The following is a 17,101-nucleotide window of genomic DNA, read 5'->3' as shown; positions in this document are numbered from 1 at the left end:
GATTTTTAAATTGAATTATCTTCTTTTTTAATATAAACTCCGTCTGTAAGTTTTAAGGTAATGAACTCAAATCCGCAATAAGCGCAATGTGTTACGCCATCTTGCTTTGCTCTTCCTGCCCCGCAGTTTGGGCAATCTCTGACGTTCATTTTTGCGTCGTTGATTTCCATTTCGCCGCCATAATTAGTCTGGCTTTGAGCTTTTTGTTTTAGTCTGTCTAAAAACGAATTGACTTTTTTCTCTTCCATTATAATTGGCTTAATAATTCGGATTTTTTTGTTTTGAATTCGTCTTCGTCAATTAATCCTGCGTCAAATAAAGATTTTAGTTTTTGAAGTTTAGAGGTTAAATCGTCTTTTACTTCTTCTTTCGGAGTTTCTTTATTTTGATGTAATTGATTTAAAAGAATTCCCATACTTAATGCATTTTGGGTTGCATCATGAAGTGCAGTTCCTTTATCACCAATCGCGGTTGCGGTATTGAATTTGGTAAATTTATCCATATCGGTTACCATATTCATATTGGTGATTTTGTCGTAATGTGCCGTAACTTCTTCAGGAAGAGTAACGCTTGTGATTACAAACTGTGTTAATTCAATTCCGAATTGAAGAAAATATGGTTTTAGATACGGCTCGATTTTTTTGTCTAATTGGGTAATATTTCCGGCTACATCTGTTACGGTTATGTTTTCGTTTGCTAAAACTTCTCCAAATTTTGGAGCCACAAAATCTCTTAATTGATTTTGCAATTCAAAAATGGTAAGCTGCTGATACGTTCCGGCATACTGACGGAAGAATTTGGCAACATCAACAATTTGAATGTCGAAACTTCCGAAAGCGCGAATTCTGATTTGTCCAAATTGTGGATCATTTAGCAGAATAGGAGCAGGAGTTCCCCATTTATTATTGATGAATTGATGTGTGTTGAAAAAATAAACATCGACTTTAAACGGACTTTCAAAACCGTATTTCCAGCCTTTCAGCTTGCTTAAAACCGGAATATTTTCTGTAGATAATGTATGAAGTCCCGGTTGATAAACATCGGCAAGCTGACCTTCGTTTAAAAGCATTACCTGCTGGCTTTCGCGCACGGTTAATTTCGCTCCGTTTTTTATTTCTTTATCTTCATCATAAAATTTCCACATTAGTAAATTAGGATCACTTGTTGTGGCTTCGATTATTTCTATAAAAGGTAATGTCATAAAATCTTATTTATAAAGAATAAAAATAAGAATTATAAGACGACTTCAATGTTTTTTAATGTGAAGTTTTTAACAAATTTTTCTTTATAAAATTTAAAGATTAAGATATTTGTTTGAGTATTGTCATTTCTCCCTTCGATCGAAACAAAATAAAAAATCCGATTTGTGAAAACAAATCGGATTTAAATTGAAAATTATATATAACCGTAAAACGGTATATTTTTACAAGTGAATTACTTCGCCGTAAGCATCAGCAACAGCTTCCATAACAGCCTCGCTCATTGTTGGGTGAGGGTGGATAGATTTAAGGATTTCGTGACCTGTAGTTTCTAGTTTACGAGCTACAACTGCCTCAGCAATCATATCTGTAACACCAGCACCAATCATGTGGCATCCTAACCATTCTCCGTATTTAGCGTCGAAAATTACTTTTACGAATCCGTCAGCATTTCCGGCAGCTTTAGCTTTTCCAGAAGCTGAGAATGGGAATTTACCAATTTTTAATTCGTAACCTTTTTCTTTTGCTTGTTTTTCTGTTAAACCTACAGAAGCGATTTCCGGAGTTGCATAGGTACAACCAGGAACGTTTCCGTAATCGATTGGGTCTACGTGAAGACCTTTGATTTTTTCAACACAGTTGATTCCTTCAGCAGAAGCTACGTGAGCTAAAGCCTGACCTGGAGTGACGTCTCCAATGGCATAGTATCCAGGAATGTTAGTTTCGTTGTAAGCGTTTACTAAGATTTTATCTCTGTCAACAGCGATTCCAACTTCTTCTAAACCAATATTTTCAATGTTTGTTTTGATTCCAACTGCAGAAAGTACAATATCAGCTTCTAAAACTTCTTCTCCTTTTGCAGTTTTAACGAATGCTTTAACTCCAGCACCTGTTGTATCGATACGCTCAACAGAAGAGTTTGTCATTACTTTGATTCCTGATTTTTTCAAAGAACGCTCAAATTGTTTTGAGATATCTTCGTCTTCTACAGGAACTACGTTTGGCATAAATTCTACGATAGTAACATCTGTTCCCATTGAATTGTAGAAATGAGCAAATTCAACTCCAATTGCTCCAGAACCTACGATAATCATAGATTTTGGCTGAGTTGGTAATGTCATTGCCTGACGATATCCAATTACTTTTACACCATCTTGTGGTAAGTTTGGTAACTCACGAGAGCGAGCTCCAGTTGCGATGATAATGTGATCAGCGCTATATTCAGTAACTTTATTGTCTTTGTCTGTAACGTCAAGTTTTTTTCCCGGTTTTAGTTTTCCAAAACCTTCAATAACGTCAATTTTGTTTTTTTTCATTAAGAACTGAACTCCTTTGCTCATTCCTTCAGCAACACCGCGGCTGCGTTGAATAACTGCTGGAAAATCTTTGTCGAATTCAGAAACTTTTAATCCGTAGTCAGAAGCGTGTTTTAAATAATCAAAAACCTGAGCTGATTTTAATAATGCTTTTGTTGGGATACATCCCCAGTTTAAACATACACCACCAAGATTTTCTTTTTCAACTACAGCTGTTTTAAAGCCTAATTGTGAAGCTCTAATTGCTGTTACATATCCTCCAGGACCACTTCCTAAAACAATAACGTCGTATTTCATTTTTTTTGTTTTTAGTATTAACTATCGAAAATGAGGTTTATAAATTCCGAAACTCACTTGTCGATTTTCTTTTGTTATTTGTGCTTGCGAATTTAATGATTTATTTTAAAAACAGTATCATGTAAAAAAGTAAAATGTGAGATGTTAGTTGTGAAATGTTAGTTGTGAGATGAAAGAGCAAGAAACAAGATTTATAAAATTTGAGATGTTATCCGTTTGTCAGGCTAAGCGAAGTCGAAGCCTTACTATTTGTAAAATAGCTCTTCGACTTCGCTCAGCCTGACACAAATTATTAAAAAATAAAAGCCACAGATTATTAGGATTAAAAAGATTTTTTAAAAATCCGTTTAATCTGTGTAATCTTTGGCGATATATTTTGTTTTCATGGAGCTATGTGGAAGAACTTTGCGTGGGCTTCGACTTCGCTCAGCCTGACAAAAAAATTATTAATTGTAAATGGTTAATTATTAATTAAGCATTTTCAGCCATTAACAATTAACCATTTACAATTAATAATTAAACTTTCACGTGTCCCCAGTTTTCGCCGCTGGCAATTCTGCGAATCTGCATTTCGCTTACTCCAAATTGTTTAGCGATCATTTTTAAACGTGTTTTTTGTTCTGGCCTTGCTAGTATTTTTTTGATTAACATGACTTTTGTGGTAGTTAATTTTCGTCCGTCGGCTTTTAGGTTGTGTTCGATCAGGTTTTTCTTTGCCTGAATTACTCGCGGACTTTTGCGGCTGTGTGCCATCATTTCCTGTTTGGTTGCCCAGCGTAGATTACTTACATCGTCGTTACTTCTATTATAATCAAGATGAAGAACATAAGTTTGATCTTCGGATTCTTTCGGAATAAAATATTGGGCAACTAATTTGTAAAGAAATAAGTATTTGTTGATGATTTTATCATCTTTTTTAACCTTAAATCTAAAAGTTGGATATCCATCGCTTAATCCGCCTTTTAGGATTCGGCCGTTTTCAATTTCGTCGGTAAAACTTATTAATCTTCCTCTGTTTGAAATTGCGTATTTAAGTTGCAGTGATGCGTTTATTTCTATTTCTTTGAATTCTTCGTTAGGGTAAAATCTGTTATGTGGCATTTTCTTTTTCATTTAAATTTTGTCTCTCAAAGATAAAGAATTCCCAAACGAAGAATGCTATTTGGCTGGTTATGAACTATCAATTTTATGATTCTTATAACGCTATTTTAACGTTTTAAAATGATTTTGACAGTTTTTAGGCAAGTTTAAACCTGCAAATTGTGAATTATGCAGTTTTTTGTTTTTCCGCAAATGCGTAATTTTTAAGAAAATTAACGTATTGGTTTATTGATCCAGCCAGTTTTTAAAGTTGTTGATTTCTTTTTTGCTGATGATTATCGGATCATTTTCGATAGGAGGTACATTCAGAATCAATTCGATTTTTTGATGTGAATGTTTTACAACTTCTTTTATTGTATTTCGATTTACGATATATTTTCGGTTTATTTTGAAAAATGCAAACGGATCGAGACTATTTATAATATCTGTTATGGTGCTGTTGTATAAATAACTGTTGCCTGATTTTACATAAATAAATAAGTGCTTTCCTGATGCTGCAAAATAGGTGATTTCGGAGTCGTTTACTGAAATTAATTTATAACCGTGGTTTACCAAAAAATGACGCTGTATTTTGTTTGTTTCTGGATTTTCGATTGCTACTAAAGACTGCAGTGTTGCATCGGCATTAAAGCTTTCCTTAATTTTTCTGAATTTACTTAAGGCTTCTAATAATTCCTGTTCTTCAAAAGGTTTTAAAAGATAGTCGATCGTAAAATGTTTGAATACCGAAATAGCATAAGAATCATAAGCCGTAACAAAAATAACGGGGCAGGAGATTGTAGTTTTTTCGAAAATTTCCAGACTTTTTCCATCGCCTAAATGAATATCCATAAAAGCTAAATCGACATTGTTTTGTTTAAAATAATCGACGGCTTCTTTGACAGATTTTAAAACTGCAATTTCGGCAATCTGCAAAATATCCTGCTGCTCTAAAATAGATTTTAGATAACTGGATGCAAGATATTCGTCTTCGATAATGGCAATTTTCATTTTCCTTTAATGATAAAGTTTTTAAGAAGTTCTTAAATAATTCTGCAAATATAATTGTCTATAGTTTTTTTACAACAAGTTTTTATAGGAGTTTGCAGTTTTGTTGTGATTTAATCTTATTTGTTATTTTTATTGTGTTGCCGTGGTTGAAACCACGGGCTGTGTTTATTTAATGTTTAATGAAATTTCAATGTTTCTATTTTAAATATAGCCTGTGGTTTCAACCACAGGAAACGATTTGTGATTCATGGATATATTTTAGATATGTCATAAAAGCAAAAAAGAGGCTCAGTTTTGCAACTGAACCTCCTTTTAAAAAAAACAATAGGTAAAACTTATAGATTGGGATTGTTTAATCTCGCGTCTGCCGGGTAAATAATGGTATATCGCGGATCGTTTTGTATCAATGTGTAATTGTCACCGTCAAAAGTGTGAACGATTTGTTTTTGAGATGTTCTTCTTAAATCAAACCAACGCTGTCCTTCAACAGCAAACTCACGTTGTCTTTCTGCGTAAATGAAGTTTGTTAAATCTGCCGCATTCATTGCGTTAACTTCAATTTCAAGCTGTACATAAGCAGCAGCTGTATATCTATTTTTAATGAAACTTAAAACAGTAGTTTTTGCATCAGCAATGTTGTTTAGTTTTAATGAAGTTTCAGCTTTTGTTAAATACAATTCAGAAGTTCTGAAAGAAGATTTTTGATCGTCATTTCCGCCTTTTTGGATTCTGTAACGGCTTCCGCTTGCTAAAAAGTAAAGAGGAAAACGCAAATCAGTTGTTTTGCTGTAAGCAGCAATTAAATCTGGTGAAGCATAAACGGCACCTTTTAGTCCATTTATTAAACCGTCTTCAAGAGCTAAAATAGATTCTTTTGAATCATATTTTGTAGCAAAAACCGGAGTAGCTTTTAAATCAACTAGATTACTGTTAATTGCTAATGCTTTGTTTGCAGCGTCAAGTGATTTTTGCCACTGTTGTTGGTATAAATAAAGGCGACTCTCAAAACTGTATAATGCAATTTTAGAAAAACGGTAATTTTTACCTTTTACCTGAGAATCTACATTGATTAATTTTTCTGCTTCCTGTGTGTCAGAAATAATTTGATTGTAAATTACTGCTACACTTTGTGGTACGAAAGCCTGCTCTAAATCAATTTCTAAAGCTAAAGGAACTCCTTTGTCTGATGCAGCAGTTGCAGCGTTATAAGGTTTTCCGAAAAGGTTAATCAAATCAAAGTAAGCCATTGCTCTTAGTGCATAAGCTTCTCCAACTAATTGGTTTCTTTCTTCAGAAACTTCTAATTTTTTAGACGCTTCGTTGATGATTACGTTTGTATAAAAAATAGTCTTATATAAATCAGCATATTGGAAAGTAGTTGTAATACGATCCGGATTAGCATCTTTCCAAATGTAAATATCTCTATAGTATGTTACATCATCACTAAATTCATTCATCGTTAATTCGTCTGTACGAAGTGCCGTTAATGATTTGTGTTCAGGATATACGTCATATCCTTTTGTTAAAACAGCGCGGTATTGATCTAATGTTTCCGGAATTACACGCCCAATAGGCTGAATATCCAGATAATCATCACAGCTTGTTACTGCAAGTGCTGCAGCAAAAAGTAGTATATATTTTGAGAATTTTTTCATCTTTAATTTTATTAGAAAGTTACATTACATCCTAAAGTGAATGACTTAGGAACTGGTTGTGCATAAATGTTTCCGAAAGTTTCAGGGTCAAAGTAACCTTTATAATCAGAGCTGATTACGAATAAGTTTCTTGCTTCAACATTAAGTCTGATGCTTGAAATGTTAATTTGATCTGTAAATGCTTTAGGGAATGTATAACCTAAACGCATACTGCTTAATCTCATATAACTCATTTCGCTTACCCATGTATCTAAGTAATTGTAAGTTGGAATTTGGTTTCCTCCAGAATACCATAAATATGGCATGTAAGAATCTCCTGTTCCTGTATCTTTACCATTAATTCCTGGTAAGTTAGAAGATGTATTAGTTGGTGACCATGCATCTAAAATATCTCTACTGTAGTTTTGTCCTCTGTCAACCAAAGTTCCGTTGTAAGGAGGAGTTTTTGTAACAGTTTGTTTAATATTGAAAGAAGCAGCGATTGTTAAATCAAAATTACTTACTTTAAAAGTATTGGTAATACCACCTGTAAATTTAGGATCTCTGTCTCCTAAGTATGTAAATAAATCTCTAAACTCAGCTGCAGATAGGTTTGATTGAACTAATTCTCCAGGGAAGAAGTCAGCAAATGGATCGTATAAGCCAAAGAATGTTTGAGAGTTTACAGTTTCTCCTTTTTTGTTGATGAATAATGGATATCCGTTTTCGTCAATTCCATTAGTTTTAAATCCAAATACGGCATTTACAGGACGTCCTTCTCTGTTTGGTAAATAATCAGTATCACGTACTTCGATACGGTCTATGTTACTTTTGTTATGAGAAAAGTTGATGCTTGTATTCCATTGAAAGTTTGGATGATCAATATTTTTTGTAGACAAAGTAATTTCATAACCTTTGTTAGTTACTTGTGCCCAGTTCATATTAGTATATTCAAAACCGTTTTCTAATGGAAGTGCTCTTAAACCAATTAAGTCAGAACTTTTTCTACCGTATAAATCCGTTACAAGGCTAATACGATTGTTGAATAAACCGATATCAGCACCAACGTTAGTATTGGTTGTTTTTTCCCAGCGTAATTTTTGATTAGGCGGACTGTCAACAGTAATGATTTGTTCGTTTTGTCCAGGCAAAATAATAGTTGTTCCAATAGTTCCCATTACATAAGGAGAAGTATTTTTATCAATATTTCCTTGTAAACCGTAAGAAGCACGAAGTCTTAAGTTAGAAAGTGTTAAGTTATCTTTTAAGAAATCTTCTTCAGAAACAGCCCAAGATGCAGATGTTGACCAAAGTGGTAAATATTTGTATTTAGGATCTACACCAAATAAATCTGAACCATCATATCTCACACTTCCAAACACACTATATTTTCTGTTGTAAGTATAAGCTGCAGTAGCGAAGAAAGAAGCAAATGCATTCTCATTTTGAGATTTAGCATATTGTCTATAATCTGTTTCTTTAGCCCAGCTTGCGTTAGGGAAAACAATTTGCTGTGTAGTTAAGTTTTTCTCGTCAAAACCAAACCCTTTTGTAGCAATAGATGTTGTGTAGTTTCTTCTTAACTCATTACCAACCATTGCTTCGATTTCGTGTTTTTCAGCAATTTCAGTTTTGTAGTTAACCATTGTTTTTAGGTTATACTGAAAAAAGTCAGTATTTGAGTTTTGGATAATACCACCTTCAGGAAGGAAATAATTGTATGCTCCGTTAGAGAAATAACGTGATTTTTCCTTTTGCTTTCTAGTATAATAAGTGTCTTTTCCAGCAAATTTTTCACTAGCCGTGTTGTCTAACTGTAGACCTAATTGAGACGTTACTTTTAAGTCTTTTGTAAGTTTATATTCAGCATCTAATAAAGCTTTTACCGCTCTTGTTTTTAAATCGTAAGAAGTATTGTTTCTTTCTTCGATAATATTAAAAGGAACATAACGGCCAGAATAACCAGTAATGTCCGGATCATATTTATAACTTCCATCTGCATTATATGGAGTTAAATATGGATTTACGTTTCTTGAATAATTTGATGGGTTTGTAAACGCATCTGTATCTGTAAGGTAAGATGTAGTTTTGTTTTCAGAACCAAAAATACCAACACCAACTTTAAATTTATCTGTTATTTGGTAGTTGTTTTTCAAAGTTAAGTTGTAACGTTTGAAACCAGTTCCAATAGTTGCTCCTTTTTCATCATAGTATCCTAAAGAGAAATAGTAATCTGATTTTTCTCCACCACCAGATAAACTTAAACCGTGCTGCGTATTGATAGCAGTTTGGTATAATAAGTTACCCCAGTTTGTATTGTTACTTCTTAAAGAGTTGATAGATTGTTGTGTTGCAGGGCTTAAAGCAGAAAATCCGCCGGCTCTGTAAGCGTCTAATTCACCAGCTCCGTTTAAGATACGAGAAATATCTCCACCTGTATCTCTGTACGTTAAGTCAGCGCGACTTGCTAAACCAAGTTCAAAATCAACTTTTTCATTTGAATCCATCAGGTTTAATTTTGAGAACTGAGGTCTTTGTGTGATAAAAGTGTTGGTGTTGAAACTTACGACCATTTTACCAGCTCTACCTTTTTTAGTAGTTACCACGATTACACCATTTGCAGCACGCGCACCGTAAATAGCAGTTGCAGCAGCATCTTTTAAAATCGTAATATCTTTAATATCGTCTGGGTTTAAACCTGCAATAGAGTAGTTGTTTAATACATCGATATTTTCTTTGTCAAAGTTTTTAGGAACTTCATTTCCTTCTAATGGTAAACCATCAAGTACCCATAAAGGATCTTGCGTACCGTTAAGAGAAGCTGTACCCCTGATTCTGATTTTTGCAGGTGCTCCAGGTGCTCCAGATGGTGTGCTCACCGCAACTCCGGCAATTTGTCCAACCAATAACTGGTCAATGCTGGAAACCCCAGTCTGCTGAATTGCAGCCATGTCGATTTTAGAAACTGCAGCAGTAAGTTTTCTTTTCTCAATTTTTTGGTAACCAGTTACTACAACCTCCTGAAGTTTTGCAGTTTCAGATGTTAAGTTAATTGTATAATTTTTTTGAGCAGAAAGTTCAAGCGTATACGATTTGTATCCCATGAAAGTAACTCTCAAAGAAGTAATATTTTTTGAAATTTTCAAAGAGAATTTACCGTCAAAATCTGTAGTAGTTCCGATTCCTTCACTCTGAATAATACCTGCCATAGCAGTTTTATTTGAGATGGAATTGTTCTCAACAAAGATCGATGCACCTGGAATAGGCGACAAGTCAGCTTCATCTTGAATGATCCCCGTAATAGTTCGGGTTTCCTGCGCATAACCTGCGATGGCCAGGAACAGCAGTAGGGCATGTAGAATTTTTTTCATGTTTTGGGTTTGGGTTATGTATTAAAAGGTTGTATTGTTCAAAGCTTTGTCGATTCGTTGTATTAAATCGCGGTAATGATTTTGGGTCGATTGATCTCCGGTACTTCTTTTTGTTCTTAATAACTGAAGTACTTTACTCAATTCTCCCTTTTTATCAGATGTTACTTCTGTAACTCTTTTTAAGAAAGAATTATTAATGTTTCTCGCCATATGTGCTTCATTTAAAGAACATAAATGAGGCATTTGTAATGTTTCTTCTATTTGGATTGTTTTTTTAACATCCGTTTTTTCAAATAATTTATTTGTCGAAACAATTAAAACATCTACATAATTTTTTTGTGTCATACGTTCTAAAATGCTCAGCGATTTGTTTTGAATAGTTCCTGCAAATACACTTTGATGTAATTTTTGGAATAAATCATTTACGGTAAAAACCTTTTCATTGGTTTTATTTCGCTGGTATAATTCATTTTCTGTCATTCGAAGTAAACGATCATCGCTGAATAAGCTATACATAACGTCGTATTGTAATGCTCTTGACATTGTATATGGTGTGTATTCATAAGGCCCAAAAGGAGAATCTTTCAGCGGGTTTGTTTTGTCTAAAACGTCATTAAAAAACAACCATTGCGGAATTGTAATTACATTTTTAACTAAATAATCTACCGCTCTTTTTTGCATTGCTGCAGGAACCGGAACATAACTTTGTTTGTTATCGCCATGAACCGTTGGGTTTAAGTAAACACCGCCAATATTGGTTAATACATGACCATTGTACGTTTGCCATTGTCCGATAGCTCCAATATAAAGTTTGCCAGTTTGATAGTAAGACTGATCTTTATCGTAGGACCAGTTTAAGATATTATCTACTACACGTTTTAGGTTTTTCAATCCGTACTCGCTTGCTTTTACGGCATCATTCCCTAAATCTTCAGACTGTGAACGAGGATCGATATCAGAGCCTTGCTCACCGTAAAAATAAATCGGGTCGTTTTGATGTTTTGCAATAGCTTCGTTTAACCTTGCCGTTTCATTTTCGTTTGGACCGTACCATCTGTAACCCCATTCGATTGCGTATTTGTCGTACTCACCAATTTTTGGAGTAATTACAGTTACGTTATCTTCCGGTTGTGCTACATAATTGTATCGGGCATAATCCATGATAGAAGGAGCAGTGCCGCCCATTTTTGCCGTGAATTCTTTAGAACGTAAAGACTCGACATCATAAGCGAAAGAAGCGCCCATATTATGTTTTAATCCAAATGTGTGTCCAACTTCGTGAGACGATACAAAACGAATCGCTTCTCCCATGTGTTCCTCACTAAATACATTCCCTCTTGCTTTTGGATCAATTGGTCCTGTTTGGATTCTCATCCAGCTTTGAAGCGAAGTCATAACATTGTGCCACCAAATAATGTCGGCTTCAATAATTTCTCCGCTTCTTGGGTCAACAACCGATGGTCCCATAGCATTGGATTTAGGCGATGCCGCATACGTAATAACCGAATAGCGAACATCATCAACGTCAAAGTCTAAATCTTTTTCAGTAGGTTCTTTTGCAATAATAGCGTTTTTAAAACCCGCTCTTTCAAAAGCTGCCTGCCAATCGAGTACCCCATCAATAATATATTTTCTCCACTGTTTTGGAGTCGACGGATCGATGTAATAAACGATTGGTTTTTTCGGCTCTACTAATTCACCTTTCAAATATCGTTCTTCATCTTCTTTCTTTGGTTCTAAACGCCAGCGCGTTATCAATTCTTTTTCAAGCATTGCTTGCTGTGCATCGGTAAAATACCAATGCTTTTCAGAAAAGAAACCAATTCGGTTATCAGAAAAACGAGGTTTCATTGGAGTTTTATCCAATAAAATAATATTAGTTGTCACACCAAGCGTAATTGGTAATGACGATGTGCCATCGCTGAAAGAAGTTGTAAGCTGCGATTTTACAACAATGTTTTTAGGGAAAGTTTTTAAACTTTCTATATACGATAAATCAGATTTTACAGAACCTCCAATACCAGTGTTGCTCAAAACATCATTGAAGCTTTTTTGTTTTCCGTCAAAAATCTTATTTACTTTAATTACTACAGCGCTCGAATCGTTATTTTTAGTTTCAATATCAAAAACTTCAATAACAGATTCAGAGAAATTGTCAATTACAGATGCTGTAATAGCATCCTCTTTTGGTGAAGAAACTTTAGGAACATATGTTTTTACCCAAACTTTCTTTGCAATTGTATCCTTATAAAAAGAAATGATTTTGTTTTCATAATTCATTCCTTTATTTAAACCGGCTTCGTTAATCTGGAAAGGAACCTGAGATAATTTATTTACAATCAGAAATTCTCTTTTAAATAAACTATCCTGAATTTCGAAATAAACATCGGTCTTAACCTGAATGATGTTAAATAGTCCTTTTTTTAGTGTGCCTTTTTTTACAAGGTCATTATATTTTTTCCCTTTTTTGGAATCAGTAGAATCTTTTACAACTTCAGTTTCTGTTTCTTTTTTCTTTTTCTTTTGCGAAAGAACTGTAACAGGAATGAATAATAATAAAATTAGTAAGCAAAGTAATTTTACACTATGCAGGAATGCCTTTTCCCTCATTTTGGTGTTAAGTTTAAGTTAATTTTTCATCGAAACTATTCGAATTTAGTTCAGAAAAAAAACAAAACGGAGTGAATGGCTTTTTTTTAGGAGTGAATGGATATTAAAGGCAAAATACATACGAAATTGCCGTCTTTTTCTGAAGTTTGTAAATTGGTTCTTGAATAAAAAGTATAAATGCTTGACAGGTATTTTAAACCAAAATTAGTGCTGGGTTCTCTGTGAGCCTTTTTTTGAAGATTATTGCTGATAATAACCTGATCTTTTTGAATCAGAATCTCTGTCGTAAGCGGATTTTCCTGTGTTGCCATATTATGCTTAATAGCATTCTCGACCACTACCTGAAAAGCCAGATATGGAATAAACTTTTCTAAAGCTTCCTGATCTTCGATTTTTATAGAAAAAATTAATTCTTCTTTAAAACGGGTTTGCTGTAAAAAGATATATTTTTCGATAAACAATAATTCATCTTTTAACGGAACAATATTCTTTTCTGGCGGATCTATCAAATAGCGATAAATGCGCGAAAGATTTAATGTGAATTTCTGTGCCGTTTTTACATCGCTTCCTACTAACATATATAAGGAGTTAAGCGAATTAAACAAAAAGTGCGGATTAATCTGCTCTTTTAAATGCTGCAGCTGAATTAATGCTTTTTCTTTTACGATTTTTTCGTTTTCAACCAGAAGTCGGTTTTTTTCTTTAATAGCGATTCCTTTTTCTCTGTACGCGCGTCTGTTGGCATAAGAAAATAAATAGAAAATCAACAATAACATTACCGTTGTGATCGAATAAATCCAGGTTGAATATTTTTTAACCAAAAAAACATTTTCATTGTCAATCATTTTCGGAAAACTAATGCAGATATACCAAGGCAGATTTTTAACATCTAACCTTGTTGTAAAACTGATAACATCCAGTTTTAAAAATTCAGACATCGTAATTTTTTTAGTGTAATCCAATTTTAAAAAATCAGATGCCGAAGTATTGGCGGGATCTTTTTTATAAGTAAAAACCGTATCTGATGGCTGAATAGCCGAAAAATCATAAATATTTTTTCCTATAAAGGTAGAGTCAGGGTGATAAACACATCTTCCTGTGTTGTCAAATACAAAAGCATAATTAGAAGCCGCTTTGTCAAAAGTCGCAAAATTATCATGCAATTTTTTTAAGTTGATGTCATAGCCGCAACGAACCGTTGTGTAGTTTTTGGAAATGATTTTAAAGTAAACTCTCCAAACCCATTCTTTTCCTTGTTTAATTACAGTATTGCTTCGCGTAGTGTTTTGGTTTTTAGAAATAAATTCGGCAACGTCTTTTTTTATTTCATCAGAAACAGAATCGTTTCCAAATTCTATTTTTTCATCATTAATCTGAAACCAGTTATCAACTATCATTAAATTGATGGACTGAACAGACGACAGTACCTTTATGTTAGCAGATAAATTAGATTTACTGCTGATTTTTAAAGCATGTTTGATTCTGTTTTCCTGTTCCAGAAACCTCGAAAATTCCCGCGACATTAATTCATGTTTTTTAATGAAGTTCAATCGCGCCTCACTTTCATTTGCTTTTTGTGTAACATCAGTAATCAAATTACTTAACATGTAAACAGAATAAACGATAATAAGAATAGAGACGATAACGTAAATTACGAAAGCACGTCGGGATGTTATTTTTTTTAATCTAAATCTCAAAAAGTATTCTATTAATTAATTCGCAACCGAAAATTGAGAATCGTATAAGTTTTTATAATACCCATCAGTTTTTGTTAATAACTCCTGATGCGTTCCTTGTTCCACAATTAAACCTTTATCCATAACCACGATTTTATCAGCATTTACAATTGTTGCCAAACGATGCGCAATAATAATCGAAGTTCTTCCTTTTGTAATAGTTTCTGTTGCACGCTGAATCAATTCTTCAGAATACGTGTCGATTGACGAAGTTGCTTCATCCAGAATCAAAATACTCGGATTACTTACATACGAACGTAAAAATGCAATTAACTGGCGCTGTCCAGAAGAAAGCATAACACCGCGTTCCTTCACATCAAAATCATAATTATCAGGAAGACTCATAATAAAGTCATGAACACCAATTTTCTTGGCAGCATCGAGAACCTGTTCGCGTGTAATTTCCGGATTATGAAGCGTAATATTATTGTAAATCGTATCGGCAAACAAAAACACATCTTGAAGTACAACCGCAATTTGTTTTCTTAAAGAAGCCAAAGTATAGTTTTCTATATTTTGCCCGTCGATATAAATTGTTCCGCTGTTAATTTCGTAAAAGCGATTCAGTAAATTAATAATTGTAGATTTTCCGGCTCCGGTTGAACCTACAATTGCAACGGTTTGCCCGGAATCTACAGATAAATCAATTCCTTTGATTACTTCTTCTTCTGGAATATAACTAAAACGAACTTGATTAAACTCGATACTTCCGTTAAAAACCGGAGCTTCAATTTTTCCTGTATCCTGAATATGATCCTGCGTGTCGATAATATCAAAAACACGATTTGCCGCAATCATTCCCAATTGCATCTCATTGAATTTATCTGCAATTTGTCTTAGTGGATTAAAAAGCATTCCGATAAACATCGTATACGAAAATAAATCTCCAAACGTAGTAAAATTATCTCCATTCAAAATTTTAAATCCGCCAAAAACAACAACCATTCCTAAAGTAATCGACGAAATAATATCGGCAATAGGAAAGAAGATCGAGTTGTACAGAATGGTTTTAATCCAGGCCACTCTATGTTTATCATTTATAACTCTGAAATTTTCCGCTTCGATTTTTTCACGGTTAAAAAGCTGAACGATTTTCATTCCCGTAACCCGTTCCTGAACAAACGAATTCATGTTTGCAATCTGAGTACGAACTTCTTCAAAAGCAACCTGCATTTTGCGTTGAAATATTCTTGTAATGTAAACCAGAATTGGCATTGCAACGACAACAATCCATGTCAGTTTCCAGTTCATGTAAAACATAAAAATCAAAACTACAAGCATTTTCATCAAATCACTTATAATCATAAATAATCCCTGACTGAAAATACGTGCAATCGATTCAATGTCTGAAACTGATCTGGTAACCAATTGCCCAACCGGAACCAAATCAAAATATTTCATTCTAAAACTTAAAATATGTTTGAAAAGTTTATTTCGAATATCTTTTACAATATCCTGTCCCAGCCAGTTGGCCCAGTACACAAAATAAAACTGAGAGAAAACTTCCATCAGCAAAACACCTCCCATTAAAATAATATATAGAAGTAAGCCCGTTTTGTCATGTGTTTTAATATAACCATCGACCGTTTGCTTTAATAAATAAGGTCGAAGTGCTGCAAAGATAGAGAGCGAAACCGCAAAAATAATAACGCCGTAATAACGCCATTTATAAGGTTTCGTATATTTTAAAATTCGTTTAAATAAACCGGTGTCAAATGCTTTTGCTTTCATTGATGCTTTAGGCTTTAGGCTTTAGGCAATAAGCTGTAATGCGTATAGTGTAAAGCCTATAGCTTACTGCTTATAGCCTAAAGCTATAAATAATCGTAATAGATTTTGGTTAAATACAAACCATGGGCCGGAACCGAAAAACCGGCTTTTTCTCTGTTTTTGCTGGCAATAATATTTTCAAAATCTGCCAGCGTGATTTTGTGCAATCCTATATTAATTAAAGTTCCCACAATCGCCCGAACCATATTTCGTAAAAAACGGTTGGCCGAAATTGTAAAAACTAATTTGTTGTTTTCTTGTTTCCAATATGCCTCAAAAATCGTGCAGTCAAAAGTATTTACATCGGTATTCACTTTAGAGAAACACTGAAAATCGGTATGATTTAATAAAATTTTTGCCGCTTCATTCATTAAATCTACATCCAGTTTTTGTGTTACGTACCAGCTTAATTCTTCTAAAAATGGATTTTTAACCGTGTTAATATGATATTCGTACGTTCTTTTTGTGGCATCAAATCTACAGTGCGCATCATCGTGAACAGGAATCAAATTGTAAACCGCAATATCTTTTGGTAAATACGAATTCAGCTTATGTACCAAGACCGGAATATCAATTGCTTTTTCTAAATCAAAATGCCCGTACATTTCCTCAGCATGAACACCAGTATCAGTTCTTCCGGCGCCCATTACATTTATCTCCGAATTTAATAAAACAGAAAGTGCCTTATTTAAAGTTTCCTGAACTGATGAAGCATTCGGCTGAAACTGCCAGCCATGATAATGAGTTCCGTTATAAGCAAAATGAATAAAATATCTCATTGTGAGGTACAGAGGTTTTTTTTAAAGGTACTGAGGTACTGAGGTGCAAAGGTACAAAGGTTTTTTTTAAAAGTTGCTATCCCGATGGCTATCGGGACTGAGATGCTAAGGTTCTAAGATTTTTTTAAAGTTATTCGGAGTTGCTGAGATTCTAAGTCTTTTTTTATCCTCAATTAATGTGTAGAGACGCACTGCAGTGCGTCTTACGTAATATTTTGAAAAATTACATTTATATATAGATATAATATTTTCGAATATTTAAAATCGATAATCTCCCATTTCAATAAAATCTAAAAAC

General features: G+C 33.8%; 11 protein-coding genes. All 11 read right to left on the bottom strand.

The features are described from left to right. Positions 1 to 5 precede the first annotated feature (5 nt). Positions 6 to 248 carry a hypothetical protein gene (locus BUC29_RS13000; RefSeq protein WP_073416605.1) on the bottom strand — a complete coding sequence of 81 codons (243 nt, stop codon included), beginning with the start codon at positions 246 to 248 and terminating at the stop codon, positions 6 to 8. Next, positions 248 to 1,201 (bottom strand): SPFH domain-containing protein, encoded by a 954-nt coding sequence (locus BUC29_RS12995; protein ID WP_073416604.1) that lies wholly within the window; start codon positions 1,199 to 1,201, stop codon positions 248 to 250. Before BUC29_RS12995 ends, BUC29_RS13000 begins: the two co-directional genes overlap by 1 nt. 222 nt (positions 1,202 to 1,423) lie before the next feature. Then, positions 1,424 to 2,812 (bottom strand): dihydrolipoyl dehydrogenase, encoded by a 1,389-nt coding sequence (gene lpdA / locus BUC29_RS12990; protein ID WP_073416603.1) that lies wholly within the window; start codon positions 2,810 to 2,812, stop codon positions 1,424 to 1,426. Between the two features lie 516 nt (positions 2,813 to 3,328). Then, positions 3,329 to 3,913, bottom strand: coding sequence for an NUMOD4 domain-containing protein (locus BUC29_RS12985; RefSeq protein ID WP_073416725.1), 585 nt, complete (start codon positions 3,911 to 3,913; stop codon positions 3,329 to 3,331). 225 nt (positions 3,914 to 4,138) lie between these two features. Then, positions 4,139 to 4,903 carry a LytR/AlgR family response regulator transcription factor gene (locus tag BUC29_RS12980; protein ID WP_073416602.1) on the bottom strand — a complete coding sequence of 255 codons (765 nt, stop codon included), beginning with the start codon at positions 4,901 to 4,903 and terminating at the stop codon, positions 4,139 to 4,141. A gap of 335 nt (positions 4,904 to 5,238) precedes the next feature. Beyond that, complete coding sequence (locus BUC29_RS12975) at positions 5,239 to 6,558, bottom strand: RagB/SusD family nutrient uptake outer membrane protein (RefSeq protein WP_073416601.1); 1,320 nt, start codon at positions 6,556 to 6,558, stop codon at positions 5,239 to 5,241. 11 nt (positions 6,559 to 6,569) lie between these two features. Continuing rightward, on the bottom strand, positions 6,570 to 9,908 hold the full coding sequence (locus BUC29_RS12970; protein ID WP_073416600.1) for a SusC/RagA family TonB-linked outer membrane protein: 3,339 nt from the start codon (positions 9,906 to 9,908) through the stop codon (positions 6,570 to 6,572). 21 nt (positions 9,909 to 9,929) lie between these two features. Beyond that, positions 9,930 to 12,518: a zinc-dependent metalloprotease gene (locus BUC29_RS12965; RefSeq protein ID WP_073416599.1), complete on the bottom strand. Its 2,589-nt coding sequence runs from the start codon at positions 12,516 to 12,518 to the stop codon at positions 9,930 to 9,932. An 86-nt stretch (positions 12,519 to 12,604) separates the two neighbouring features. After that, the gene (locus tag BUC29_RS12960) at positions 12,605 to 14,041 is read right to left on the bottom strand and encodes a sensor histidine kinase (protein ID WP_244160827.1); all 1,437 of its coding nucleotides are present in this window, start codon (positions 14,039 to 14,041) and stop codon (positions 12,605 to 12,607) included. Positions 14,042 to 14,230: 189 nt separating this feature from the next. Continuing rightward, entirely contained in the window at positions 14,231 to 15,985 is a 1,755-nt protein-coding gene (locus BUC29_RS12955) for an ABC transporter ATP-binding protein (RefSeq protein ID WP_073416597.1), read from the bottom strand. Between the two features lie 83 nt (positions 15,986 to 16,068). Further along, entirely contained in the window at positions 16,069 to 16,803 is a 735-nt protein-coding gene (gene truA / locus BUC29_RS12950) for a tRNA pseudouridine(38-40) synthase TruA (protein ID WP_073416596.1), read from the bottom strand. Positions 16,804 to 17,101: the final 298 nt, after the last annotated feature.

This window comes from Flavobacterium defluvii, assembly GCF_900129555.1.
Classification (GTDB): Bacteria; Bacteroidota; Bacteroidia; order Flavobacteriales; family Flavobacteriaceae; genus Flavobacterium; species Flavobacterium defluvii.
The sequence above is the reverse complement of the archived record's forward strand: the minus strand, read 5'-3'. Positions and strand labels throughout refer to the sequence as shown.